This window comes from Oceanobacillus sp. FSL W7-1293 (assembly GCF_037969815.1).
In the GTDB taxonomy this organism is placed as follows: Bacteria; Bacillota; Bacilli; order Bacillales; family Amphibacillaceae; genus Oceanobacillus; species Oceanobacillus oncorhynchi.
In genome coordinates this window covers 173,049-197,272 of sequence record NZ_CP150212.1, presented here as the reverse complement: position 1 = coordinate 197,272, position 24,224 = coordinate 173,049, and the positions used below count along the sequence as shown (strand labels likewise).

Sequence of the window (24,224 nt, the reverse complement as noted above, 5' to 3'; positions counted from 1 at the left end):
ATAAACCCATTTCATAAGTTTATGAAACGGGTTTATTTTACTTTGTTGCACCTAAGATGGAAGAAATTTCTTTAGCTGTATTTTTTATATCAACCGATGCAGATTCTATTACTTCCTTCGTAACTCTGGGTGTTGGCGCTGTCAGGATGATACTCGCTATTGGCTCATTATCTGAATTAAATATAGGAGAACCGATTCCTGAAGATCCTTCCAGTCTTTCACTAACTGAATAATGATATCTTTCTTCTCTTATTTTGATTAACTCTTTTTTTATAGTAGCTACTTCTTTTTCAGTGAATTTGTCGTCTTTCAAAATCTCATCAATTATATCTTCATCCAGAAATGCTAATATAGATTTCCCGCTGCTTCCATAGGGCAGTGATTGCAATTCTCCCAGAGGTATAATATATTGCAGCGGTTTAGGGCCGTTTACTTTATCTGCCCAAAAAATTTCTCTGGTATCTTTTCTTAACATCAAAAGGCATATTGTCTCCTCATATTTCTTTGCAAGTGCCTTCAAGAACGGTCTTGCTATACTTTGTAAACTGGATCTAGACGCCACTTTAGCACTTATTCTTATCAGTTCTGTTCCAACAATATATCTATTTTTATGTTCGTCATAATCTAAGATACTATGTTCTTTTAATTGTAATAAAATCCGGTGAGTGGTCGGAACGGTATAATCCAAATACGCAGCTAATTCTCTGACTCCCCAACTCTCATTGTGATCAATAAATGCTTGAATGATTTTTAATGATTTATCTAAAAGATTATCTTTTGCTTTTTTCTCCATTTTGTATGTACTCACTCCTTTATTTTCTTAGATTCAATAGTAATACAATTAATCATTTTATTACCAAAAATTCTTCTTTATATTATTTTATACTATTCAATAACAACTTTATTCCTGTCCTACTCGTAAAGAGAAAGTAACTTCATTTTACTTTTAATTAACCATCCGGCAATACAGCAAATCATCGCGCTCATATTGAAAGGTAAAGAAAAAGCTTTTCTGTCTACCATATCTGCACTAATAAATAGCACACTAAAAAAACAAATACAGCTGATAATTCCCACAAATAAAGAGGAAACTTATTCCTTTTTTTGAGAAGCAGATATCCGATTAAAACAAATAAATATAGACTTATCACAACCATGATAAGGAGATAGATTGGTGAATGTTTCGCTGCATATACAAAAAAACCCAAACAACTAAGTCACTTGCTTTTGTTATTATTCCATTAGACGGATTAAACATTGTAACAGAAGTATTCCATGCGTCTGAAGAGATGATTATTCCGCTTCCTTCGTACCAGGCAATAACGGCACATATAGCAATAAAGCAAAAGCATAGCCCGATTTGTAATCCGATTATACTGCTTTTCAACTCCTTATTATCGTACTTCTAATTTTAGACGATAAAACGAACGGAAACAACGTACTTTTTCTTTTATACGCGCTTTTACTTCTACACTCCTCTCATAAAAAAACAACTAACACCTCAACTACCTTTCTATATAAGATAGTTGACAATTATCTTTCATTCAACTATAGTGTATTATAAGATAGTTAAGGAGGTACGACATGTCAGTATCTGATCAGATGATGAAGGGATTATTAGACGGTGCAATACTAGGATTGATTTCGCAAGGAGAAACGTATGGATATGAAATCCTTGAGAAATTAAAAGAACGAGATTTTCCGGAAATCAGTGATGGTAGTATCTACCCTGTCCTTCTTCGCTTAAGCAAAAAAGGGTATGTTCAAACCGAACTTAAAAAATCCGATACGGGCGGCCCGAAACGAAAATACTACACCATTACAGATAAAGGATTAGAAGAATTAGCTGTATTTCGCAATAAATGGTCTTATTTGAATAAGGGGATGAATAATTTGATGAGGAGTGTGGAGGATGCTAAGTAAAGAAGCGGAAAAATTCTTATTGAATTTGCGTCTGGAATTAATGAGCCGGGGAAAAAAGGATAAAGATATTCAAGAAATAGAAGAAGAATTGCGAGATCATTTAAAAGAAGCAGAAGCACATGGACAAAGTGTCGAAAGCATTACCGGAGGCTCTGTCAAAGATTATATCCGTTCCATTTCCGAAGAACTGCCGCGGGATAAAGGCTTTATAAAATACAGTATTTTATTGCTTATCTATTTGCTGGGGGTATTTATCATTCCCGATTTAATTAGCGGGGATTTCGAGTTAAATACTAGTGTCATCCTTTATAACCTTGCAGTGTTGGCTATTGGAACAGTTGGTACAATTATTATTGTAAAAAAAATCGTTACAAAATACGGGGATAGTAAAAAAACCTATATTAGCTATGGAATTTTCTTTTCCCTTTTCATAGCATCTATGGTCGGCGCACAGTTTATTATCCGAAACTACCCGGGAATTGTTATCGCAGAAAGTAATCAAACTGTAAACCTTATTATCGGGGCTATTCTCTTAAGCATATTCATTATCGTTCCGCTTATTATGAAACAAGGCTTTTTGGCTTTGTTTATATTCTTGATCTGCTTGCCCGAGATCATTGCAAAAATAGTAACTGGCGGCAGCAGCCCAGAGAGCGAATCTTATGTATGGATCTCTGCCATTGTATTTTTTGTTATCGCTATTACTGCGATAGGAATTTTAATATACACATCGAAAAAAGAGGATAAAAAGACCTCTAATTAAGAATTTTATAACGAAGCAGCACGTATAATACAGAAAACGTGCTGCTTTTTTCGATTATTCTTTTCATTTCTCCAATCTATTCTCCATCTGCTCTGCAATCCGCTCAGAATCAGAATCCCCCTCCTTCTTCAAATGATCAATAATACGCTGATAATCTGTCTCGTTCCGATTCTGACTTAATTTATACGCAGCCTGCACCTCTGTCACTTTTATCTCCAAACCCACAATGGCTTTCAACTGTGCATCCAATAGCTTCGGCGTATAACCCTCCACTGAAAAGGAAGGGTCCCGATGATTTTCATACGTATCCGATAACGTTTTTAATGATTCCAAAAGTTCTTCTTTTTCCAATATACGCGGCGTTCCATACATATGGACAGCCTGATAATTCCATGTCGGAACATTCTCATGGGCATACCATGTCGATGAAACATAAGCGTGAGGCCCTTGAAATATCACTAATGCATCATCCACGCTTTCAAATGTTTTCCATTGCAGGTTGGCATACGCCATATGACCTGTGATTCGATAATCATCATCCGCCCTGCTCACAGTTACTGGCAGATGTGTCGCAACAGGTATATTATCTTCTGCTGTCACCAGCGTTGCAAAAGAATGCTGTTTGACAAATTCCCATATTTCTTTCGTATCGGTTACTTTAAAACGCTTCGGTACATACATTGTCTGCCTCCTTTAAGCGTATACTTTCAGTGTTTTCGTCATGATATAATCCGTCTGTTCATCGCTTCCCATAAAAAAGGAATGTGATCCCGTCTGTACAAAACCATTCTTTTCATAAAAAAGAAGCGCCTGTTTATTATATTCCCAAACTCCCAGCCATACTTTTTTCTTCTTTTTGTCCTTCGCTATTTCAATTGCTTTGTCCATCAAATATTTTCCTAATCCCTTTCGCTGGAACCCGCTTCGAATATAAATCCTTTCTATTTCCAATGCGTCTTCTCCAACTTCTTCTGATTGCGCATCATCGGTATTCACTTTCATATATCCAGCATGCTGGTCATTATAAAAGATGAAAAAGAATGTTGAATCACTCTGTGACATTTCCTTTTGAAGCTTATCCAATGTATATGCGTTTTCTAAATACGCTTGCATATTCTCCGGTGTATTCTGTTCTTGGAATGTTTCCGTAAATGTTTCGATACTGATTTCTTGGAGCGCCTGCAAATCATCCTGACTGCAAACTTTTATTTTGATAGCCATCTTTCTATCTTCCCTTCTTCCCATTTAATATGCACGCTTATTACCCTTCTTCACAAATTCCCAGTCTACCTCCATATTTTTTCGAACCTTTTCGAGTAAATAAACCAGGGCTGCTGCTTCTTCCTCTGTCAGTCCTTCTAAAGCAACCTGATTAGAGTAATCATTTTCCTTTTTGATCATTGGATAAATGCTTTCTCCCTTTTCTGTGGGGAACAGCTTTTTTATCTTTCTGTTATTCGCATCCGACTTCTTGTGAATAAAACCATTTGTCTCCAGCTTTTTGATGGCGCGTGCTGCTGTTGTCCGGTCTACTTTAATCATTTCAGCGAGCTTTTCTTGAATAATACCCGGATTTTCACAAATACGGACCAGGTATAAATATTGACCTTTGGTAAGATCATATTCTTTAAATTCGATGTTGCTGATAGAATCAAGCGCTCTCGCAATCATTCCAATTTCACGCAGGATTTCAGCCATGCTTTCACCCCCGGCGATTTCTGTTATACGTAAATTTTAATTTATTTTTGTTGTATTTACAACAAAAAATACTCAACGAAATTTAAACAGTTCGCTGAGTATTGATTACTTATTACTCCATATTACTTTCCCTGCCCGCTCCTACAATTAAAACTGCAGCCTTTTTCTTTCAGAAAATCGATAATAGAATTAGCAAACATTTCCAAAAGGAAAGGATTTTCGTTTTAAAAACAGGTGATGACTGTCCGCTTCTCACAGTCATCACCTGTTTAGTAAATTTCTATTCCACCGGACCATCCGTCACTTTAGTCAATGTCTCATTGATCCCGAACACTTTTGCCCGTACATTCTCCAGCCCAAATTGTGCCAGACGTTTTGTATGCATATCTAAATATTTCTCAGCAGCTTCCTTTGTTTCAAAAACATAAATGCCGCCAGCTTCTTTTGTATCCGGATTTTCTGTCCATATCTTCCATTGGAAGCCTTCCTCTTCGCGAATGCTCATTGCCAAATCATGGAATGCAGTTGCCATCTCTTCGCCAAAAGGTCCTTCCATCGTAAAATCGATTTGTAAAATATATGCCATTCTTACGCACCTCTCTTATTTTTTAAGGGTATAATAATTTTCTCCAAGAAGATTATGAATCTGATAATCTTCCGCTTCCAGCTCTTTCTCAGCAAAGCTGCCGACTTGGCTGTGCTCCAGGTCATATAGTACTTCCACTTCTTTAGAGAATAAAAGGTTCTCCTGTTTTAATAAATCCGCAAATGCAGGAGTCTGTTTCGGCTGCAGTCTGTCTTCTGGAAGCACCTGCTGCAGACCTCTGACATAATCATCAAACGCACGGGCACCGACTATTTTAATTCCTTGTCCTTCCTGATTCACCATAATAATCGTCGGGAATCCTCTGACACCAAGATTGTCTTTCAGGTTGAAGTCTTCCTCCAGCAATTGATGCCCCAATGCTGAATCAGCCTGCTGAACAATTTTTTCTCCATCCAGACCCAATCCTTCTATCAGTTCAACAAGTATTTTAGAATCGGAGATGTTCTGGTTAAAAGCAAATAATGCTTCTCGTGCATGTCTCAAAAACGTATACGCCAGTTTGTCATTGTATTCTTTTTGAATTACTTTAAAAACGCGGGACGGCGGGTACGATGAGGTGACATAGTCATCCGCCATTAATGACCCATCAATCGGCATTCTGGAATGCTGCCCAACCTCTTTCCAATGCGCTACGACGTCAGCTGGTCCTGATATGCCATTAGCCGGGTCAACTGGCGTATCGCTCCATTTTTCCAAAAGTCCGCCCATCACAGTATGAAACTTAAAATACGATCCAAATTGTAGCTGAAAACGCCGTAATACCGGCTCGAGCGCCCAGCAATGAGAACAAATCGGATCTGTCACATAATAGATATCAATTTCTTTCTTGGGCTGGTTGAATTGAACTGCCTCCATCTCTTCCCCGTCAGCTTCTCCACACAGACCTGTTTCCACATCGCATACCATCTTTTTTTGACTCATTCTTCAATCTCCTTATTCTAAATTACTTTAAATAGCAGCTATTTCATCCTAATTTCTTTTATTTACACTGTTCTTATTCTATTATAGGATACAAGCAATAACATAAAAACCAATAAACTTCTAGATTTATCGTATATACAACATATTTTAAAAACTGTTGAAAAACAGGAGGGATTCCGGTGACCGAAGAGAAAACAGATTTGAGAATATTACGGACGCGAAGACTCATCATGGATGCATTTATTGCCCTTTCCGAGAAGAAAGAATTCAATGATATCCGCATCACCGATATTACCGAAGCAGCGATGGTCAATCGCGCTACTTTCTACTATCACTACGAAGATAAATATGATTTATTAGAAAAAGTGTTATCTGAAGTCCTGCTTTTTAATTTAGATACGAAAGCAATCCATCAAATGACATGGGGGGACCATGCTGCCACCCAGTTATTTATTGCGGTGGCAAACTTTCAAACCACTTTATCATCCCGTTGTCACCAAGGGTATGAAGAAACAATTGCGCGTATTATTAGAGAACATCTGGCAGTTATCATCTATCCGCTGCTGCAAAAAGAGAATCCTGCTAAAGAAGAAGATATCCTTCGCAAAATGGCAGCCATCCTAAGCTGGACCATTTACGGAGCTTCCGTAGAATGGAAAAAAAGCACGTTGTCTCCTGAAGCATTCATTCAACCACTGCTTTCTTTTATTCTGCATAAACTGGAATGAGGATACAGGTGAAATGAGGTAAAATGAAGAGAATTCGGAAGGAATGAACTAAAATGCATAAACAAAAAATGATCTCTGGTTTACTTATTTCATTAGGCGGTCTAATATCCGCTATCCAGTTCTTTTTTATCTATTCCAGCTTAGACAGTTATGAATTTTCCGAGATAGATACAATTTTTCCATTCTTCCCAATCATTGAATTGACTTCCGGATTATTTGATCTCGTAAGCGGGATTTTTCATACAGGGTATATGATATATACGTTCATTATTATGTGTGCAGCTATTGTTGTCTTTTTCCTTGGGATTATCATGTCAGTCAAACCGCATATATCCGTAGCTGTCATTGCCATGATCTTTTCGTTTTTTCTCGGAAGTATTATTCCTTTATTGCTTACTTTATCTGGGGGCAGCTTGGGATTATATGCCATTTCAAATGAAACGCAACAAGCCTCGAAGGACGATGAATTTAGTGCATAATACAAAATCCTGCTTAAGATTTTTGGATATCTATCATTTCAGCCAAGAGGACTCCTTCCTCAAAAATTCGATGGAATTTTAGGTGGGAGGTGAATTGGCGGTTTTCGCTTTTTTTTGCTAGAATTTTTATTCCCTTTATAGTAAAATAAGTTATAGAACATTAGTTCGATATAGAGGGGGGTGAAAAGTAAATGGCGAATTACCAAACAATGCAAATATGGGTAAAAAAGAATCACCGTATGCACGGATATTTCAAAGAAATGTGTCAACATGCAAAGAATATGCATAACACGACCAATTTTTATATCCGGCAGGTATTTACAGCTTTCACGCAGGAAAAAGCGTTTCAGCCGCTTCAGGAAGAAGTGTTAGATACTATCCAAAAACATATGCCAATAATCAACGCTAACCAATTCGTTGTTTATCAAAAGAAGGTCGTAAAAGAACATTCAAAACCCGCCCGAGAACGAAAAGAAATCAAGTGTCATTTATTCAAAGAACCTTCTAGAGAAAACCCTTATGTTGATTACAATTTTTTGGATGCTCTTTTTAAATCCATGGCACAAGAAGATTATCGCTCTCTGCCAACGCAATCGAGTCAAGGGGTTATGAAAACGGTGTTCCAAAATTGGAAAGCATTTTATGGCAGTTTACGAGAATATAAAACGAACCCTTCCAAGTTTAAAGCAAGACCAAAAATTCCAGGATATCGTCGTAAGAAAGAAAAAGAAGTTCTTTTTTCAAACCAAGATTGTGTCATAAAAGAGAATAAATTTTTGAAGTTTCCTAAAACGAAGGAACGTTTAAACATCGGTAAATTAGGGTTTACGGAAGGAAGACTGAAACAAGTCCGCCTTATCCCAAAGTATGGTCACTACATGGTAGAGCTGATTTTTCAAATGCCGTCAGAACAAGAAATGAAAGCATCGAAAAAACGGTACATGTCCGTTGATTTAGGAATGGATAACCTTGCAACCATTGTCACCAACACAGGACGAAAGCCTGCTATAGTGAAGGGCAAAAATATCAAATCCATCAATCAACGCTACAACCAATTGAAAGCGCATTATCACGGAATTCTTAGACAGGGTAAAAACACCAATGAAGGTCTGTTTACGTCGAAACGATTGGAGAAAATCAACTACAAACGCTTTAATCAAATCAAAGATTTATTTCATAAAGCGAGTTACCGAATCGAAAAAATAGCCCTGGAAGAGGATATTGATACCATCATTATTGGGCAAAATAAAGCGTGGAAACAACATGCCAAAATGGGGAAACGAAACAACCAATCGTTTACAACCATTCCGCATCGTCTTTTGATGCAAATGATCAAATACAAAGCCCAGAGACATGGAATCAAAGTTATTGTGACAGAAGAATCCTACACATCGAAAGCGAGCTTTCTTGATCGGGATGAAATTCCTGTTTACGGTGAAAAGATTTCCAAAAAATCCTTTTCAGGTAAGCGAATAAAACGCGGGCTGTATCAGTCCAAGCATGGAGTTATGGTGAATGCCGATGTCAATGGAGCCGGAAATATTATGAAGAAAGTCTTTCGGGAAGCATTTGAAGAACCCTTCGCTTGCATTGAGATGCTGCTTCGACCGGCAGCAATCATTCTTAAATAAAAGTAGTCCCAAAGGCAGGACCAATGGGATAGCGGGGTTGGGTGTTTTTAGCACACCAACGTGTCAACTCCACTGGCGGTTAATCGTCATAAAAGTCGATACCCCAGAAACCCCCCCCCTTCAAATTTCAGCAGAAATGAAGTGGCGGGAGTATTCATTACTTTAATAACTAACACTGGATGGGGGAATGGTTATGTTTAAAATCGGCAGTATCTTTATTCCTGTCACTAATATTGAAAAAGCTGCAGATTGGTATGAAAAATATCTCGGAGCACAAAAAATTGACAGTTGGGATAACGGAGCCGGGTTTTATTTAGCCGCCGGTTCCACACAATTAGCTCTGATAAAAGCAGAATCCGAGCAGCCTGTTGCATTTATCACGGAGGGGCGCCAGAAAAATGCTTATTATAATTTTGTTGTAGATGACATCGAAGCAGCACATCATCACTTTCAGATCCATAATGTAGAAACTACTGAAATAAACAATTTTGGCGGTATGAAATGCTTTGACTTTTTCGATTTGGATGGAAATCCTTTTAGCGTGGTGAATGAAGCAGAAGATTCTCCTTTTCATTCAGATAATGTTAGAAAAATGCAGAGAAATGGAAAATAAAAGCAAGAGAAATTACATTATAGGAAACCGGCAATGGATGCAGATTAGGCTTGCATTTTAATCCATCATTTTCTTAAAAGCAGCATTCCCTAAATTTATGTAAACTTAGGGAATGCCTAAAAAACTCTTTTCATGCCTGATGAATCTATTACTTTTTTAAAGAGGACAAGAAAACATCTTGCGCCGCTTTTACCCCGGCGCCGCTCTCGAATGAATACGAGAAATCCTGCAAGCCTGCTTCGATCAAGGAAACTGCTTGTAATATATCGCTTGGGAAGCAATAGCCCATATGTCCAAATCGAAAAACGTTGCCTTGAAGGTGACCAAGACCGCCTGCGAAATCAAGATGATACTTTTTCTTTAAATGTGCTAAAAAGTCGGAAAGCTCCACTCCTTTTGGAGCGCAGATCGTCGTTAATGTTGGGGAGGCATGCTCATCACTTGTTAACAAGTCAATAGAGAGAGCTCTCATGGCTTCCCGAACCATATTTTTCATGAGTTCATGACGTTCTACGGTTTTTGAAAATCCGCCCTCTTCCTCTATTAAATCGCAAACAGCAGATAATCCCATAATCAATGAAATCGCCGGTGTATTTGGTGTCATTGATTTTTCTGCCCAATCACGATAGCTTAATAAATCTAAATAATAAACTGTCGTACCATTTGCTTCTATGACCTTCCATGCCCTTTCACTTACAGCCACAAAAGCAAGTCCCGGCGGAAGCATGATTGCTTTTTGCGAACCAGTCACTAAAATGTCGATCCCCCATTGGTCCATTTCTGCAGGAGCGCCTCCAATACAGCTTACCCCATCCACAATAAACAGCGCATCTGAGTGCTCGTGTACTGCTTCTGCTAATTGCTTAACCGGGTTTAAAATCCCTGTAGACGTTTCATTATAAGTAACAAAAACCGCCTTGATTCCGGATAAGGGTTTTAAAAAGTTTGCGAGCTCTTCTTTCGTACACGCTTCACCCCAGTTTTTTTCAAGCTTATGAACATGCAGACCATGCTTCTCGCAAATTGAAACGAAATAATCCCCAAAAGCTCCTATCGTGACAACGACTACTTCATCACCAGCGGAAGCAGTATTGGCCACAGCCGCTTCTAAAGCTGCCGTACCGCCTGAAGGAAGCAGCATAATATCCTGTTTCGTTCCGAATAAGGTTTTCACACGTTCCGTTGTTTCCCGATATAGCCTGGTAAACTCCTCGGAACGATGGCTGATCATATTTTGTCCCATTGCCATTTCCACTTTTTTAGGAATTGGCGTAGGCCCAGGATGTCTAAGAATATTGGAATACATAACCTTTCTCCTCCCTTCCTTTTTATTCAAGTTTCGCATATTTAAGTAAATTCTCAATTATATGAATCTATATTAGAAATAATATCATTGTTCCTTTATAAAGTATAGTTTACGCTTTCCATTTAATGATAAAAATTTTCCAGTTGAACTTTCATGCCTTCTCCATTTTTGGAAGCAGCGGAAGGTTTAAAGGCATTTTGGTGTAGAAAAGTTTCATTTTCTAAAAAGAATTATTTACTCCAAGAAAATGATGTGTGTAGATAATTGTCCATATTAAAACACAGAGATCATGACAGCAAAAATACTCTCTGTGTTTTAATATGGGCTTTTTATTTATCCTCTGATTCCTTCACAACAGCTCCCAGCGAGTTTTCAAAATGTTCCAGCGTCCAATCATGCCCTGCCTGATTAAAGGAAGCAACCGCATCTTTATACACAACAATGCGAAAACCCTTATTATAAGTATCAACTGCTGTATGCAGCACACAAATATCGGTACATACACCAACCAGATGTACTTCTTCAATATTTCTTTCCCGTAATTTAATTTCTAAATCTGTGCCGGCAAAGGCAGAATATCTCGTTTTATCCAGATAATATACGTTTTCTTTATCCCGATTTGCTTCATATGTTTCCTGCAGCTCTCCATATAGGTCCCTTCCGCTTGTCCCGCGGATATTATGGGGCGGAAACAGCTTCTGTTCTGGATGATAAGCATCGTCTTTATCATGCACATCTACTGCAAAGACGGTATAATCGCCTTCCTTGATAAATCGCTCCGTTATAGCAACCATCCTATTTTCCAAATCCTGGCCGGGTTTCCCGCATGTCAATGCGCCGTCATCTGCCACAAAATCTACCGTATAATCAATATTTATCAATGCTTTTTTCATGGATTATTCCTCATTTCTTAAATGTTATGAAGCTGGTAATGATAATTAATGAATGCTATTTTATCTCTCCATCCACTTACTTTTCCCAATCCTCCAGTACACCCCAAGCAATATCCGGTTCTCCATTCAACGATTTCATCGTGCCTACATATACTTTATTTGTTGATTTGCCAATTTCCATATAGTGTTTCATCATTTCTTTCGTAGTGGCAGTGACTGCCTGATGAACAATATCCTGCGCATTCACCCAAGATAACTCTCCTTCATCACTTTCAAGTAGATTAGAATGGACTGATACGCTTCCAAAATAGACATATTGGATTCTAATTTCACTGTTATTTCTCATTCTGTGTACAACATAGCGAAGTCTCAGATTGTTTAACTGCTTCTCTGTTAATCCTGTTTCTTCTTTAATCTCTCTTATACATGCATGATATGGTGTATTTATTTCCCCCGCCTCTATATGTCCGCCAATTGGAACCATTCTCCCGGGGAGAAAGGGACTGTTTGATTTTTTCTGAAGAAACAAAACTTCCTGCTGATCATTAAAAAGAAAAGCGACCGCCATTTGCCGAAGCTTCATTATATTTCCTCCCGCCATTTTAATTTGATAACGTTTCTATACAAATAATAACCGCCCTTTTTAAATCATCATGGCTCCAGCTGGGGATTTTTCCATGCTCGATTGCAAGCTCATGGGAGGCAGGAAGATGAATAAAACCAGCAGGTAGATGGCGGTTATTTGTCTTCGCATAATGCAAAGCTTGATACATTACATGATTACAGAGATAGGTTCCCGCTGTGTTCGAGATTTCAGCAGGAAGACCTTGAGTTTGTAATTGTTCAACCATCCTGCTTATCGGCAATGTAGAGAAAAGTCCGTCTGCTCCATCCTCTTGTATCACTTCATTTTCCGGCTTGTAACCTTGATTATCCCTGGGTCCATCATTCACATTAATGGCAATGCGTTCTGGATTAACCTTGAATCTGCCGCCGGCAAGCCCAAGCAAAATAATAGCATCAGGTTTCGTCTCCTCTATTAATTGGAGGAGCTGCTTCCCAGCCTTACGAAAATCTACAGATAACACATGGGAGATAACCGTGTAATCACCCATCACTGCCCCGTTTAATTCTCCTGCAATTTTCTTCGTTGGATTCACAGAAAAATCGAGAAAGGGTTCAAACCCAGTTAACAACAGCTTTTTTGTCATCTACTGCACCTGCCTTGTTTAAAAATATATATTTGATTTCAGTATAGCATACGATATGTGATTTCTAATTGAATGTAATCACTAAACCCACCTCATCATAACCGTCCCGATATACAGACGCTGCCTCTTCCAACAATGCAGTAAACCATGATTTCAACTGCGATTCATCCACCTGTTGAAACCATAAAATGCTTTATCTTGACAGTTAACGATATATCGCTTATTATTACATTACGATATATCGTTAACTTTAAAGTAAAAAATAATAACAGGAGGAATATATTATGTTTCAACGAGAAGAACATCCCTTTTTCCAAAAGCAGGCTCATTTTAATCATCATCCTTTTGCTGGAGACAACACATTTCATAAGGATTTCTTAAAACGGAATAAATTTGGAATGGGGAATGAACATTTTGAAAGACGAGGCGGCCCTCATTTCTTTGCAGGACATGACGCTAGAGGCGGAGGCCGTGGCGGCGAACGTTTTTTCAAACGCGGAGATATTAAAATTGTTTTGTTGAAGATATTACAAAAACAGCCAAGACATGGCTATGACATTATCAAGGTGCTGGAAGAAAGATTTAAGGGTTTTTATTCACCCAGCCCCGGTTCAGTTTATCCAACCCTGCAAATGCTGGAAGATCAGGATTTTGTAGAAGCCGTTAAAGAGGGCAGGAAAAAGGTATATCACATTACCGAGGAAGGCAATGCCTATTTAGACCAACATCAGAAGGAGGATCCGTTTGTTTCACGGATGAATCAATTTGAAAATGTAGATATTGAGGAAATGCAGCACTTACGATCTGAGATGCAACAGCTATTCCATGATTTCTTTAAGACAGGTCGCCAGGTTATGGACAATCCCGAAAAGAAAAAACAGCTGCAGGAGCTGCTTGAAAAAACACGGGAAGAGCTTTTAGAAATTGCCGGCGATGAGAAAACAACGGATGATGAATAATCTAAAACTTCATTCCATGGGTGCAAAAAAACATGGAATGAAGTTTTACTTTATCATTTATTTAATCTATCTGCTGCAACAGCCAAGCTGAATACCTGTATAGATACAAAGATATTAGCTGCCATTGCTAGAATATACATACATCATTTCCGAAACCGATACCCCACGCCCCAAATCGTTTCAATAAACTGCGGCAAGGACGGATTCTCCTCTATCTTCTCCCGGATTTTCCGGATATGAACCGTCACGGTCGTATTATCTCCGACAGCATCATATCCCCAAATTTGTTCAAATAAATGCTCTTTCGTGAAAACGATATTCGGATGAGATGCTAGAAAATACAATAAGTCATACTCTTTTGCAGTAAATATTTTCTCTTCATTATCCAGAAAAACCCGTCGTGAATCAGAATCCATCATCAAGTTCCTAATATGAATTTCATTTAATTTCTTATCACGTTTGGTTAAGCGGTCGTATCTTGCCATATGTGCTTTCACTCTTGCGATCAGTTCATTCGGATTAAACGGTTTTACAATATAATCATCCGCTCCTCTGCCAAAGCCGCGGATTTTATCAATATCTTCTTTCCTGACCGTCACCATCAATATAGGCACATCCAATGTCGCCCGCAGCTTTTTACATAAATCAAAACCATCGATACCCGGCAGCATGAGATCTAATAAAATAAGGCTGTAAGAATTCGCCGCTGCAAGTTTCAATCCCTCTTCTCCCGTTGCAGCAATATCACTCTCAATTCCATTTATCTCCAAGTAGTCTCTTTCTAATTCTGCAATATCCTTCTCATCTTCAATAATCAATACACGTTGCATTTACATCATCCTTTTCAATGTAAAATAGATACTCGTTCCTTGCCCGCGCCGGCTCTCTGCCCATATCTCTCCCCCATGCGCTTGAATGATTTTCGCAGCAATCGATAACCCCAGACCGCTTCCGCCGGTTGCAGAGTTCCTCGACGCATCTGTCCGGTAAAAGCTTTCGAAAATATAAGGAATATCCTCCTCCCTTATACCACTGCCATTATCTCTCATTTCTACAACGATTCGATCTGTATCAGATGTCAAATTCACTTGAATTTCTTTCTGCTTTTTATCGATATATTTTAAGCTGTTTTGAATAATATTCATCACAACTCTTCGTAATTTTTCCCGGTCTGCTTCTACCATATAGTCTTTCTTAGGATCAGCTGCTAAAATCGCTTTCCCTTGTTCCTTTTCTAAATTAAAGGCCAGTTCCTCCATAAAATCCGCATAGAAGGCATATAAATCTACTTTTTCAAATTGAAAGGCTTCCTTCTTTAAATCAAGTTTGGAGTATAGAAATAATTCATCAATCAGTCCGTCCATATCATTGGCTGTTCTATAAATCGTATCCATATACCTGTCCAGCTTCTCCGGCGTGTTCGCTACCCCGTCTTGAATCCCTTTCACATAGCCTTTGATGGAGGTCAGCGGTGTTTTTAAATCATGAGAGATACTGGCAATCAGCTCCTGCCGGTTCGCTTCATACCGCTTTTGCTCTCTATCCGCTTCTTTCAATTTAAGGCGCATGGTCTCAAATGTATTCGCAAGCTCGCCTAACTCATCTTTTTTATCCGACTGGACGCTGTATTCCAAATCGCCTTCACTGATTTTTTTAGCTGCAGTTGATAATTTAGAAATAGGGTTGATAATACTCCTGGACATAAAATAGGTCAATAAACCATTGGTCAGGATTAAAATAAGAGCAATCGCGATAAATCGAAATTGAACAAAAACCTTTAAATCATCCCCTTGCGGATTGCCGTTAAAAACAACAAATAGGAGATAGCCGAGAACAATTTCTGCTATCAACAATAAAGCACCCGGGATAAGAATCATCGCTATATTAGATAAAATCAGCCGTTTTCTGATAGACAATGGAAACACCTTCTTTCCCTTCTATTATAATAAAATCCAGGCTGCCATGCTGTAAAAAGAAGAGACAGCTGTCCCTTCTTTTATCCTTGACGAAATGTCTCGAATCTATAAAAGGGCGCTTTTCCTTCGTTCGGAAAAACGCCTTTTCCAAAACAACTATCCCTTTTTATATGGTATTGCTGCAGCAATGACACCCAGTACAAATCCCCAAACAATATTGGTAATAAAAACACTGACCAATGCAATTGGATTTGTCAATGGCCCCTGTAATCCGCCGTCAAGAACAGGCGACAGGATACCGCTTAGGATAATTGCAAAAGCTGCGTAGCTGACGCCTGCTAAAACAAGAACTGGAATTGGATTAGATAACCTTTTCTTGATAACAATCAGAATCCAGGCTATGGAGATTAGGATTGTCATCGCAATACTTCCTATCGCTTCACTGCCAAAGATATGGATTAATCCGGTTATTTTCATCAATGGTCTGATAAGTGCTAACGCACCTAATCCTAAAATAAGTGTTCTAGTTTGCTGCTTTGCTTGGTTAGTTGTCATTTACAGTCATTCCCTTTCCAAATATATTTTCGGCTTGCTTTCACGCTCCCCGTTTAGTTGTCTTCTGCATCATTCGATAGAATAGATATTACAGCCCGTCTATTATTAATTTCTAAAGCATTTATTAAATTTTTCTTAAACTGCAGGGAAACGTCTAGTTAATGAAAGAAAAGAAAGTCGATAACCGCAAAAATCCCGCTTTCCTTTATTGGAAAGCGGGATTTTCATGTATTATGAAGCAATGCTATTGAAATTATGCTGGGTGATGCTGGACAAATATTTCAAATGTAGATATTTCCGAACCAAGAATCGGATTGTCTTCTTTTTCTTGTTTGTCCTGTGATTCATGGGCTTTTCTAGTTTCTCTGCTTTCTCTCCAAACTTCAAAGGAAGCATGATCTTCCCATGTTGTGCAGACCTGCAGCTCATCATATTCCTCTGTGTTCTCTTTTATCAGTACCTCCATGAATACAAATCCATTAAAGGTATGCACCGATTTAGCCTTGCTGAATAACGCTGCGACTTCATTTACTTTTCCTTTTTTGACGCGTAATGTATTTACAACTTTAATCATCGTTCACAGCCTCCTTTGATTTGGATAATCATCCTTATATCTATTCTAATACCGCTCCTGCTTGTTTTCCACCCATTACCGCATGCTGAATGAGCGGAATGCCATGCAAACCTCTTGCATGAAGCGCACTTTGCTGACTTTCAACAATATCATGAACAATAGCTAAACTCCCATTCCCTACTCAAAAGCTTATATTCAATACAAATCGCGAAATTATACGATTCAAATTATTGTGCAGGGATTTTCTATGCAAATCGTGTCTGAAAAAATCGCATCAAAGAATATTTCCGGGGAAATAATGTCGAAAAAAGTCACATGTATCAGTTTAACGGATGGTAAGACTCCATATGCAAATGGATATACCGCATCATTCTACCATATTCAAAATAAAAAGAAATATATCATTTCCCACAGCACAATAGAACAAAGTATGGCGATTTATGGAAGTAACAGCTGCGAAATGATATAAAACCCCCTCCTTTAAAACAGAAATCCCAATATAAAACACCTCTCATCACGCAAGCTGACTAGGATAAAATAAGTTTGTGAAACATTTCACAAATATGTAACAGTTTTTTTTATCACAAACACGCTGAAAGATGCTATGCTTAAGTCAGAAAATACAAAGGGGTGATTAAAAATGATTCTAAATGAATGGAAAGAGTTTAACACGGATGCTGAATCGTACTCACAAGAAATCTTTGAACAGCATATCGGCGATACCTTTGAAGCGATGTGTCTGGAAGAAGGTCATGACATACCAAATTATATTTGGACGAAGCATTATACCGTAGTTATCAAACCGAATACATGTCTCATTAAAGATATAGCTTTTGTCAAAGTCCCCCGTCACCCGTCAACAATGTAGTTTTATTTTTTTGGAATATCATGCTCAATGTTTCACAAACTAATATAAAGGAGCTTTTAACATGATTACAAAAGAGAAGATGAAACAGGAAGTAACCGTTGAGGAAAGTATTGATAAGCTGGTCCAGAACGCTCAGACAGCATTAACCGAAATGCGGCAGTTAAATCAGGAGCAAATCGATAACATTGTAAAGGAAATGGCGCTTGCAGGATTAGATCAGCACATGGAGCTCGCAAAATTAGCTGTCGAGGAAACCGGCCGCGGCGTCTATGAGGATAAGATCATCAAAAATATCTTCGCCACCGAATATGTCTATCATAATATCAAGTATGATAAAACGATTGGTGTCATCAGCAAAGATGAGCAGGAGGGCATGATTGAAATAGCTGAACCAATTGGTGTGATAGCCGGTGTAACGCCTGTAACGAACCCGACTTCTACCACCTTATTTAAATCTATTATATCTATTAAAACAGGAAACCCGATCATCTTTGCCTTTCATCCATCTGCCCAAAAATGCAGCTCGGAAGCGGCAAGAGTTGTCCATGAAGCAGCTGTTAAAGCCGGGGCGCCAAGAAATTGTATTCAGTGGATTGAAAAGCCGTCTATTAAAGCAACGCAGGCACTCATGAAGCATAACGGCGTCGCAACCATTCTGGCAACTGGAGGACCGGGAATGGTGAAATCGGCATACAGCTCCGGAAAACCGGCATTAGGCGTAGGAGCCGGCAATGTTCCCTGCTATATCGAAAAGTCAGTCAATGTGAAACGTGCAGTTAATGATGTCATTCTATCTAAATCCTTTGATAACGGCATGATTTGTGCCTCTGAACAAGCAATCATCGTCGATAAAGAAATCTATGAGCAGGTAGAACAGGAAATGATAGATAACAACGTATATTTCTTAAACAAAGAGGAAAAAGCAAAGGTAGAAAAGCTGGTCATTAATGCGGACACCTGTGCCGTGAACCCTGTTATTGTTGGGATGAAAGCATCGAAAATTGCTGAGATGGCTGGTATTCAAGTTCCTCAGGATACGAAAATACTTGTTGCTGAATTAACCGGTGTGGGAGCCGAGCATCCGCTTTCCCGCGAGAAGCTGAGCCCCGTCTTAGCTGCTTATAAAGTAAACAGCACGGAAGAAGGGCTGCAGCGCGCGGAGGAAATGCTGGAATTTGGAGGACTGGGACATTCTGCCGTGCTTCATTCCGATAATCAGGAGATACAGGATGCTTTCGGTAAAAGGATGAAGGCAGGACGAATCATCTTAAACTCCCCATCTTCTCACGGAGCGATTGGCGATATCTATAATGCTTATATGCCATCACTGACACTTGGCTGTGGCTCATACGGCGGCAACTCTGTTTCCTCCAATGTAGGGGCAATGCATTTAATGAACATTAAAAAAATGGCGAGAAGGAATGTAAATATGCAATGGTTCAAGGTACCTCCTAAAATATATTTCGAAAAAAATGCGGTTCAATATCTAGCGAAAATGCCAAATATATCTAAAGCCTTTATTGTTACTGATCCGATGATGGTGGAATTAGGCTATGTTGACAAGGTGCTCTATTACCTGCGCAGACGCCCGGATTATGTTCACTGTGAAATCTTCTCTGATGTAGAAGCAGACCCGTCAAAGGATACCGTCATGCGCGGCGCAGCAGCAATCGATGCCTTTCAGCCAGATGTCATTATTGCACTTGGAGGCGGGTCAGCAATGGATGCAGCTAAAGGAATGTGGCTGTTCCATGAACATCCAGACACAGAATTTAATGGCTTAAAACAAAAGTTTATGGATATTCGTAAGCGTGTCTATCAATATCCGAAGCTGGGTCAGCAGGCACAGTTTGTCGCGATTCCGACTACATCCGGAACAGGCTCTGAGGTGACTTCCTTCTCAGTAATTACCGATAAAGAGACCAATACAAAATATCCGTTGGCAGATTATGAATTAACACCGGATGTAGCGATTATTGACCCGCAATTTGTTATGACAGTGCCGAAAACCGTTACAGCAGATACCGGAATGGACGTATTGACCCATGCGATTGAAGCTTATGTTTCAAATATGGCTAATGACTATACGGACGGACTGGCAATCAAAGCGATTCAGCTGGTGTTTGAATACCTGCCTCAAGCGTACCATGATGGCAGTAACGCTTTAGCAAGAGAAAAAATGCATAATGCTTCTACGATAGCCGGTATGGCATTCGCCAATGCGTTCTTAGGCATCAACCACAGCCTGGCCCATAAATTAGGAGCCCAATTCCATATTGCACATGGCCGCGCCAATGCTATTCTCTTGCCGCACGTGATTCGATATAATGCCAAGAAACCGACAAAATTCGTTTCATTCCCTAAATATGAGCATTTTATCGCTGACAAACGCTATGCAGAGATTGCACGTGTATTAGGGCTGCCAGCAGCAACAACAGAACAGGGAGTAGAAAGTCTTGTGCAGGCCATCTACCAATTAGCAGAAGAATTAAATATTCCGATGAGCATCGCGGAAAACGGTGTCGATGCCAAAGAATTTGAAGCGCAGGCAGATGACCTTGCCGACCGTGCCTTCGAGGATCAATGTACCACAGCGAATCCTAAATTGCCGCTTGTAACGGAATTGGCTGAGGTTTACCGCCAGGCGTATAAGGGATAGTTCATAGCAATAGATAAGACATAAGAACGGTATAGCGAATAGAGCTATGCCGTTTTTTGTATGTTATAACATCTAAAAGTATGTTATATTATTAGATAATGATTTTCTAAATAAAACAGAAGAATTTATGAAGGAGGAAGGCGATGAAGGAAATCACAGAGTATATCAGTAAAAACCTGCAAACTATCCGCAAAGAACGGGGCTTAAGTTTAGATAAAACGGCAAAACTCACTGAAGTAAGTAAAGCCATGCTTGCACAAATCGAGCGCGGAGACTCTGTCCCAACAGTAACCACACTCTGGAAAATTGCCAATGGTCTGAAAGTATCCTTTTCATCTCTGATCAGTCAACAGACAAATCCGATTAGAGTGATTAAAAAACAAGACAGATATTTGGTTACCGAAGCAGAAAACCATTATAGAGTCCATGCAGCTGTACCTTTTTCCCCGGAAAAGCAATTTGAAGTTTTTATGGTTGAGCTGGACCCTGAAAATGAACATAAATCATCTCCTCACAATCCAGGTGTGGAAGAACACGTATTTGTACAAGAGGGTCAATTAGAAATGGATATTGACGGTACTGTCGAAAAAATTGAAGAAGGAGAAGCAATTATTTTTGACGGGGATCAAACCCATATCTACAGAAATATCGGTGATAAGATACTTCACCTTCTTGTTTTAATCTATTATGCAAAATAAATAGTTTCCATTGTTTGAAAGCGAGTGAATGAAATATGTCTTTAAATGAACATCTATCTACGTTGAAATATGCCTTTCCAAAAACGTTGCCGATACTGGCAGGATTTACTTTTTTAGGCATTGCTTATGGCGTTTACATGCATTCTTTAGGGTTTCCGCCAATCTATGCCATTCTAATGAGTGTTCTTATTTTCGCCGGTTCCATGGAATTTGTAGCTGGGAGCCTGCTATTGGGAGCATTTAACCCATTCAGTGCATTTTTATTAACGCTAATGATTAATGCCAGACACCTTTTCTATGGTATCTCTATGTTAGATAAATTCAAAGGAACCGGCAAGAAAAAAATGTATCTCATCTATGGGATGTGCGACGAATCCTTTGTTATTAACAATACCGCCCGCACACCTTCTGACATAAATAGCGGATGGTTTATGTTCTATGTCACCTTATTAAATCAAATCTACTGGGTCAGCGGTGCCACTGTCGGCAGTTTATTCAGTTCGCTGATTACCTTTAATACGGATGGTCTGGAATTCGTGATGACGGCACTGTTCGTGGTTATCTTTTTAGACCAGTGGATGAAAGAGCGTAATCATATCAGCTCCCTCATCGGGATAGCCGCTTCCGTTTTATGTTTAATTCTATTTGGCACAGAAAACTTTATTATTCCTGCCATGCTTATCATCTTGATTTTTCTGAGCCTCATTAAAAAATTCATTACGAAAAATGAGGTGATTTCATCATGATGTCGATAACCCAGCAAATCATTATGATTGCTTGTGTGGTTGCAGGCACCTTGTTAACGAGATTCCTGCCGTTTATGATTTTTAAAGCAGATAAGCCTACGCCAAAATATATTAAATACTTAGGATACGTCTTACCGCCAGCTGTATTTGGATTATTAGTTGTTTATTCCTTAAAAGATGTGCAGGTTACATCATTAGAAGGCTTCCTGCCAGAGCTTCTGGCAATTGGGTTAATTATCGGCCTGCACTATTGGAAGCGGAGCATGCTGCTGTCTATTGCGGGCGGGACCATATTTTATATGGTTTTGGTACAGGTTGTTTTTTGATGTGAGAAAACGAGGGTTAAGTAGACATACCTTCTGCTTGATTATATTCGCATTTTAATTACTTATAGAGGATAGGCAGTAAGCACGCATCACAAATAGCGTTTCACTGCATATCCTCTATTATTTTGGTTCTACTTTATTCAAGATTAGCATGCTTACCATACATCTTATGTGAATCCAAACCTTTTTTCTCCATACAGCACAGAATCAAGGCATCATAAAATAATAAGGACGTTTGTTCAAAAAGAGATCCCATCGGCTGAATCGTCTTATAACCGCCTTCAGACTGATCCTTTGTTACCCCTGGTAATTCAATCGTAATATCAGCTAACTCACCAATAGTGGATTGAGGAGAAATGGTTACAGCCGCAACAATTCCTCCAAGGCTTTTTGCTTTCTCAGCAATAGCTCCTAATGTTTTCGTTTCCCCTGAGCCTGATCCGATGATTAATAAATCATCCTTCTCTAAATTAGCCGTTACCGTCTCCCCCACGGCATAAGCTTCCAGACCCATATGCATCATTCGCATGACGAGGGATTTCGCCATGAATCCAGATCTTCCTGCACCAGCCACAAAAACCTTCTTGGATGCTAATATCTGATTCACTAATTTCTCTGTTTCTGAATCAGATATAAGTTCTGCTGTTTGACTTAGTTCTTGAACAATGTTGGTTAAATATTGGGTTGTTTTCATCTTTACATTACCCTTGCAACATTAATTCTTTCATTTCGCTTGCAGCAGCTTTTTTATCTTCTTTACTCGTAATTCCTCCGCCTACAATAATTAAATCAGGCTGATGCTTCACGACTTCAGCAAGTGTTTCTAATTTGATTCCGCCTGCAATCGCTGTTTTCGCATTCTTGACAACGCTCTTGATGGTATGCAGATCTTCAAAAGAATTTTGCCCTACAGCTTGCAAATCATATCCTGTATGAACGCAAATATAATCTGCACCAAGTTCATCCAGCTCTTTTGCACGAGTTTCGATATCTTTTACAGCAATCATATCCACCAGGATTTGTTTGCCTTGCTTTTTCGCTTCTTCTACAGCGCCTTTTATGGACTCATCCTCCGCAGCGCCAAGAATGGTGATAATATCCGCACCTGCAGCAGACGCTTGGCTTACCTCGTATCCAGCCGCATCCATAATTTTCAAGTCTGCTAATACCGTTAAGTCAGGAAAAGCAGTCTTTACTTCCTTCACCGCTTTTAGTCCTTCATTAATCACGACAGGTGTTCCAATCTCTACCACATCGACATGCTCTTCTACCTCTTTTATTAAATCAATTGCTCCTGGAATATCGACAAGATCTAGCGCTAATTGTAATTTCATTATTTTCGCTCCCTCATTTTTTAAATTTATTGTGCTAAATGGTTTTTAGAAGGCAAGCTCGCATTACCGCTTCAAACCCTATTTACGCATCAGCATGTCATCAAGTATACTGAGTATATCCGGAAATGAGAAGTACGCACTTTTACCGCATATAGTGCTAAAAAGTATACTATTGGATGAAATAAAGCGGAGGTGAAGGAAATGCCGAATTTAGGAGAGAGAACTTTTAATTGTGAAAAGGAATTAACACTTGCGGTCATTGGCGGGAAGTGGAAAATGTTGATTTTGTGGCATCTGGGCAAGGAAGGGACAAAACGTTTTGGTGAATTAAAGGCACTGATGCCCGGTATTACCCAAAGAATGCTTGTTAATCAATTACGCGAGCTGGAAGACCATTTAATCGTTCACCGTGAAGTATATCCCGTTGTTCCGCCCAAAGTAGAGTATTCTCTTACAAAGCACGGCGAAAAGCTGTTGCCGATTTTAGATGCAATGTATGAATGGGGCAAGGATTATATTGAGAATGTGTTAGAAAAAGAGGATCAGACCGCTATGAAATAGATACATTCTTGTTGACATGCTATGTGGTAATTATTTTTTATCACGCTTCATTTACAACAAATGTATGACCAAGCCTTGAACAGCGATAATCGTTCAAGGCTTTTTATGCGCTTCATTATTTTAGCCCTTTTGCAATAAACTCGAAAAAAGACTAAAATAATCAAATAGGCACTTAACCAATCCATTACAATACACATTGGTTCGACAAATTTGTTTAACTGCCCTTTCTTCGGCAGAAAATACGACTGTAATTTA

The 24,224-nt window shown here is 39.0% G+C and carries 29 protein-coding genes and 1 pseudogene; 14 read left to right on the top strand and 16 right to left on the bottom strand.

Annotated elements, in window-relative coordinates:
* Positions 1-37 precede the first annotated feature (37 nt).
* Complete coding sequence (locus MKY65_RS01060) at positions 38-793, bottom strand: IclR family transcriptional regulator (protein WP_339181498.1); 756 nt, start codon at positions 791-793, stop codon at positions 38-40.
* 385 nt (positions 794-1,178) lie between these two features.
* On the opposite strand from MKY65_RS01060, the gene MKY65_RS01055 reads away from it, so the two are divergent.
* The 3 genes from MKY65_RS01055 (at position 1,179) to MKY65_RS01045 (ending at position 2,686) form a co-directional block, all read left to right on the top strand.
* Positions 1,179-1,409, top strand: a complete 231-nt coding sequence (locus MKY65_RS01055) for a hypothetical protein (RefSeq protein ID WP_339181495.1) — start codon at positions 1,179-1,181, stop codon at positions 1,407-1,409.
* Between the two features lie 175 nt (positions 1,410-1,584).
* Positions 1,585-1,923 (top strand): PadR family transcriptional regulator, encoded by a 339-nt coding sequence (locus tag MKY65_RS01050; protein WP_042530912.1) that lies wholly within the window; start codon positions 1,585-1,587, stop codon positions 1,921-1,923.
* On the top strand, positions 1,913-2,686 hold the full coding sequence (locus tag MKY65_RS01045) for a hypothetical protein (protein WP_339181491.1): 774 nt from the start codon (positions 1,913-1,915) through the stop codon (positions 2,684-2,686). Before MKY65_RS01050 ends, MKY65_RS01045 begins: the two co-directional genes overlap by 11 nt.
* Before the next feature lie 63 nt (positions 2,687-2,749).
* Here the strand turns inward: MKY65_RS01045 and MKY65_RS01040 are convergent, their stop codons facing one another.
* The 5 genes from MKY65_RS01040 to MKY65_RS01020 all read right to left on the bottom strand — a co-directional run bounded on the left by MKY65_RS01040 (position 2,750) and on the right by MKY65_RS01020 (position 5,912).
* Positions 2,750-3,367, bottom strand: a complete 618-nt coding sequence (locus tag MKY65_RS01040; RefSeq protein ID WP_339181489.1) for an FMN-binding negative transcriptional regulator — start codon at positions 3,365-3,367, stop codon at positions 2,750-2,752.
* 12 nt (positions 3,368-3,379) lie between these two features.
* The gene (locus tag MKY65_RS01035) at positions 3,380-3,907 is read right to left on the bottom strand and encodes an N-acetyltransferase (protein ID WP_339181488.1); all 528 of its coding nucleotides are present in this window, start codon (positions 3,905-3,907) and stop codon (positions 3,380-3,382) included.
* A 24-nt stretch (positions 3,908-3,931) separates the two neighbouring features.
* Positions 3,932-4,384 (bottom strand): MarR family transcriptional regulator, encoded by a 453-nt coding sequence (locus MKY65_RS01030; protein ID WP_042530905.1) that lies wholly within the window; start codon positions 4,382-4,384, stop codon positions 3,932-3,934.
* Positions 4,385-4,664: 280 nt separating this feature from the next.
* Positions 4,665-4,970 carry a monooxygenase gene (locus MKY65_RS01025; protein ID WP_339181486.1) on the bottom strand — a complete coding sequence of 102 codons (306 nt, stop codon included), beginning with the start codon at positions 4,968-4,970 and terminating at the stop codon, positions 4,665-4,667.
* Between the two features lie 15 nt (positions 4,971-4,985).
* Positions 4,986-5,912, bottom strand: coding sequence for a DsbA family protein (locus MKY65_RS01020; protein WP_339181484.1), 927 nt, complete (start codon positions 5,910-5,912; stop codon positions 4,986-4,988).
* Positions 5,913-6,091: 179 nt separating this feature from the next.
* On the opposite strand from MKY65_RS01020, the gene MKY65_RS01015 reads away from it, so the two are divergent.
* The 4 genes and pseudogenes from MKY65_RS01015 to MKY65_RS01000 all read left to right on the top strand — a co-directional run bounded on the left by MKY65_RS01015 (position 6,092) and on the right by MKY65_RS01000 (position 9,363).
* Positions 6,092-6,640: a TetR family transcriptional regulator gene (locus MKY65_RS01015; protein WP_042530901.1), complete on the top strand. Its 549-nt coding sequence runs from the start codon at positions 6,092-6,094 to the stop codon at positions 6,638-6,640.
* Positions 6,641-6,693: 53 nt separating this feature from the next.
* Entirely contained in the window at positions 6,694-7,119 is a 426-nt protein-coding gene (locus MKY65_RS01010) for a hypothetical protein (RefSeq protein WP_042530899.1), read from the top strand.
* Between the two features lie 191 nt (positions 7,120-7,310).
* Positions 7,311-8,675 (top strand): annotated as a pseudogene (locus MKY65_RS01005) (transposase); the annotation flags it as partial.
* Positions 8,676-8,943: 268 nt separating this feature from the next.
* Positions 8,944-9,363 carry a VOC family protein gene (locus MKY65_RS01000; RefSeq protein ID WP_339181479.1) on the top strand — a complete coding sequence of 140 codons (420 nt, stop codon included), beginning with the start codon at positions 8,944-8,946 and terminating at the stop codon, positions 9,361-9,363.
* Between the two features lie 148 nt (positions 9,364-9,511).
* Here MKY65_RS01000 and MKY65_RS00995 read toward each other — a convergent pair whose 3' ends face one another.
* The 4 genes from MKY65_RS00995 to MKY65_RS00980 all read right to left on the bottom strand — a co-directional run bounded on the left by MKY65_RS00995 (position 9,512) and on the right by MKY65_RS00980 (position 12,773).
* The gene (locus MKY65_RS00995) at positions 9,512-10,669 is read right to left on the bottom strand and encodes an alanine--glyoxylate aminotransferase family protein (protein ID WP_339181477.1); all 1,158 of its coding nucleotides are present in this window, start codon (positions 10,667-10,669) and stop codon (positions 9,512-9,514) included.
* A gap of 329 nt (positions 10,670-10,998) precedes the next feature.
* A complete protein-coding gene (locus tag MKY65_RS00990; RefSeq protein WP_339181474.1) occupies positions 10,999-11,562 on the bottom strand; it encodes an isochorismatase family cysteine hydrolase in 564 nt (187 codons plus the stop codon).
* A gap of 76 nt (positions 11,563-11,638) precedes the next feature.
* Positions 11,639-12,145, bottom strand: coding sequence for an NUDIX domain-containing protein (locus MKY65_RS00985; protein WP_339181472.1), 507 nt, complete (start codon positions 12,143-12,145; stop codon positions 11,639-11,641).
* A 19-nt stretch (positions 12,146-12,164) separates the two neighbouring features.
* On the bottom strand, positions 12,165-12,773 hold the full coding sequence (locus MKY65_RS00980; protein ID WP_339181469.1) for a pyroglutamyl-peptidase I: 609 nt from the start codon (positions 12,771-12,773) through the stop codon (positions 12,165-12,167).
* A 284-nt stretch (positions 12,774-13,057) separates the two neighbouring features.
* Between MKY65_RS00980 and MKY65_RS00975 the strand changes: the two genes are divergently transcribed.
* The gene (locus tag MKY65_RS00975; RefSeq protein ID WP_084612874.1) at positions 13,058-13,732 is read left to right on the top strand and encodes a PadR family transcriptional regulator; all 675 of its coding nucleotides are present in this window, start codon (positions 13,058-13,060) and stop codon (positions 13,730-13,732) included.
* 143 nt (positions 13,733-13,875) lie between these two features.
* Here the strand turns inward: MKY65_RS00975 and MKY65_RS00970 are convergent, their stop codons facing one another.
* From MKY65_RS00970 to MKY65_RS00955, 4 genes are all read right to left on the bottom strand, one after another.
* Positions 13,876-14,562, bottom strand: a complete 687-nt coding sequence (locus tag MKY65_RS00970; RefSeq protein ID WP_339181466.1) for a response regulator transcription factor — start codon at positions 14,560-14,562, stop codon at positions 13,876-13,878.
* Positions 14,563-15,657, bottom strand: coding sequence for a HAMP domain-containing sensor histidine kinase (locus tag MKY65_RS00965; protein WP_244882344.1), 1,095 nt, complete (start codon positions 15,655-15,657; stop codon positions 14,563-14,565).
* 147 nt (positions 15,658-15,804) lie between these two features.
* On the bottom strand, positions 15,805-16,203 hold the full coding sequence (locus MKY65_RS00960; protein ID WP_339181463.1) for a hypothetical protein: 399 nt from the start codon (positions 16,201-16,203) through the stop codon (positions 15,805-15,807).
* A gap of 253 nt (positions 16,204-16,456) precedes the next feature.
* Positions 16,457-16,777 (bottom strand): antibiotic biosynthesis monooxygenase, encoded by a 321-nt coding sequence (locus MKY65_RS00955; protein ID WP_339181462.1) that lies wholly within the window; start codon positions 16,775-16,777, stop codon positions 16,457-16,459.
* 640 nt (positions 16,778-17,417) lie between these two features.
* Here MKY65_RS00955 and MKY65_RS00950 point away from each other — a divergent pair.
* From MKY65_RS00950 to MKY65_RS00930, 5 genes are all read left to right on the top strand, one after another.
* Positions 17,418-17,645, top strand: coding sequence for a hypothetical protein (locus tag MKY65_RS00950; RefSeq protein WP_042530880.1), 228 nt, complete (start codon positions 17,418-17,420; stop codon positions 17,643-17,645).
* Positions 17,646-17,706: 61 nt separating this feature from the next.
* A complete protein-coding gene (gene adhE, locus MKY65_RS00945) occupies positions 17,707-20,304 on the top strand; it encodes a bifunctional acetaldehyde-CoA/alcohol dehydrogenase (RefSeq protein ID WP_339181459.1) in 2,598 nt (865 codons plus the stop codon).
* 143 nt (positions 20,305-20,447) lie between these two features.
* A complete protein-coding gene (locus MKY65_RS00940; RefSeq protein WP_339181458.1) occupies positions 20,448-21,002 on the top strand; it encodes an XRE family transcriptional regulator in 555 nt (184 codons plus the stop codon).
* A gap of 35 nt (positions 21,003-21,037) precedes the next feature.
* A complete protein-coding gene (locus MKY65_RS00935) occupies positions 21,038-21,748 on the top strand; it encodes an AzlC family ABC transporter permease (RefSeq protein WP_339181455.1) in 711 nt (236 codons plus the stop codon).
* Positions 21,748-22,074, top strand: a complete 327-nt coding sequence (locus MKY65_RS00930; protein ID WP_139089184.1) for a branched-chain amino acid transporter permease — start codon at positions 21,748-21,750, stop codon at positions 22,072-22,074. Before MKY65_RS00935 ends, MKY65_RS00930 begins: the two co-directional genes overlap by 1 nt.
* A gap of 136 nt (positions 22,075-22,210) precedes the next feature.
* Here MKY65_RS00930 and hxlB read toward each other — a convergent pair whose 3' ends face one another.
* The gene (gene hxlB, locus MKY65_RS00925; RefSeq protein WP_042530870.1) at positions 22,211-22,768 is read right to left on the bottom strand and encodes a 6-phospho-3-hexuloisomerase; all 558 of its coding nucleotides are present in this window, start codon (positions 22,766-22,768) and stop codon (positions 22,211-22,213) included.
* Positions 22,769-22,775: 7 nt separating this feature from the next.
* Positions 22,776-23,408: a 3-hexulose-6-phosphate synthase gene (gene hxlA / locus MKY65_RS00920; protein WP_339181452.1), complete on the bottom strand. Its 633-nt coding sequence runs from the start codon at positions 23,406-23,408 to the stop codon at positions 22,776-22,778.
* 201 nt (positions 23,409-23,609) lie between these two features.
* Between hxlA and MKY65_RS00915 the strand changes: the two genes are divergently transcribed.
* Entirely contained in the window at positions 23,610-23,969 is a 360-nt protein-coding gene (locus MKY65_RS00915) for a winged helix-turn-helix transcriptional regulator (protein WP_042530866.1), read from the top strand.
* Positions 23,970-24,224 lie beyond the last annotated feature (255 nt).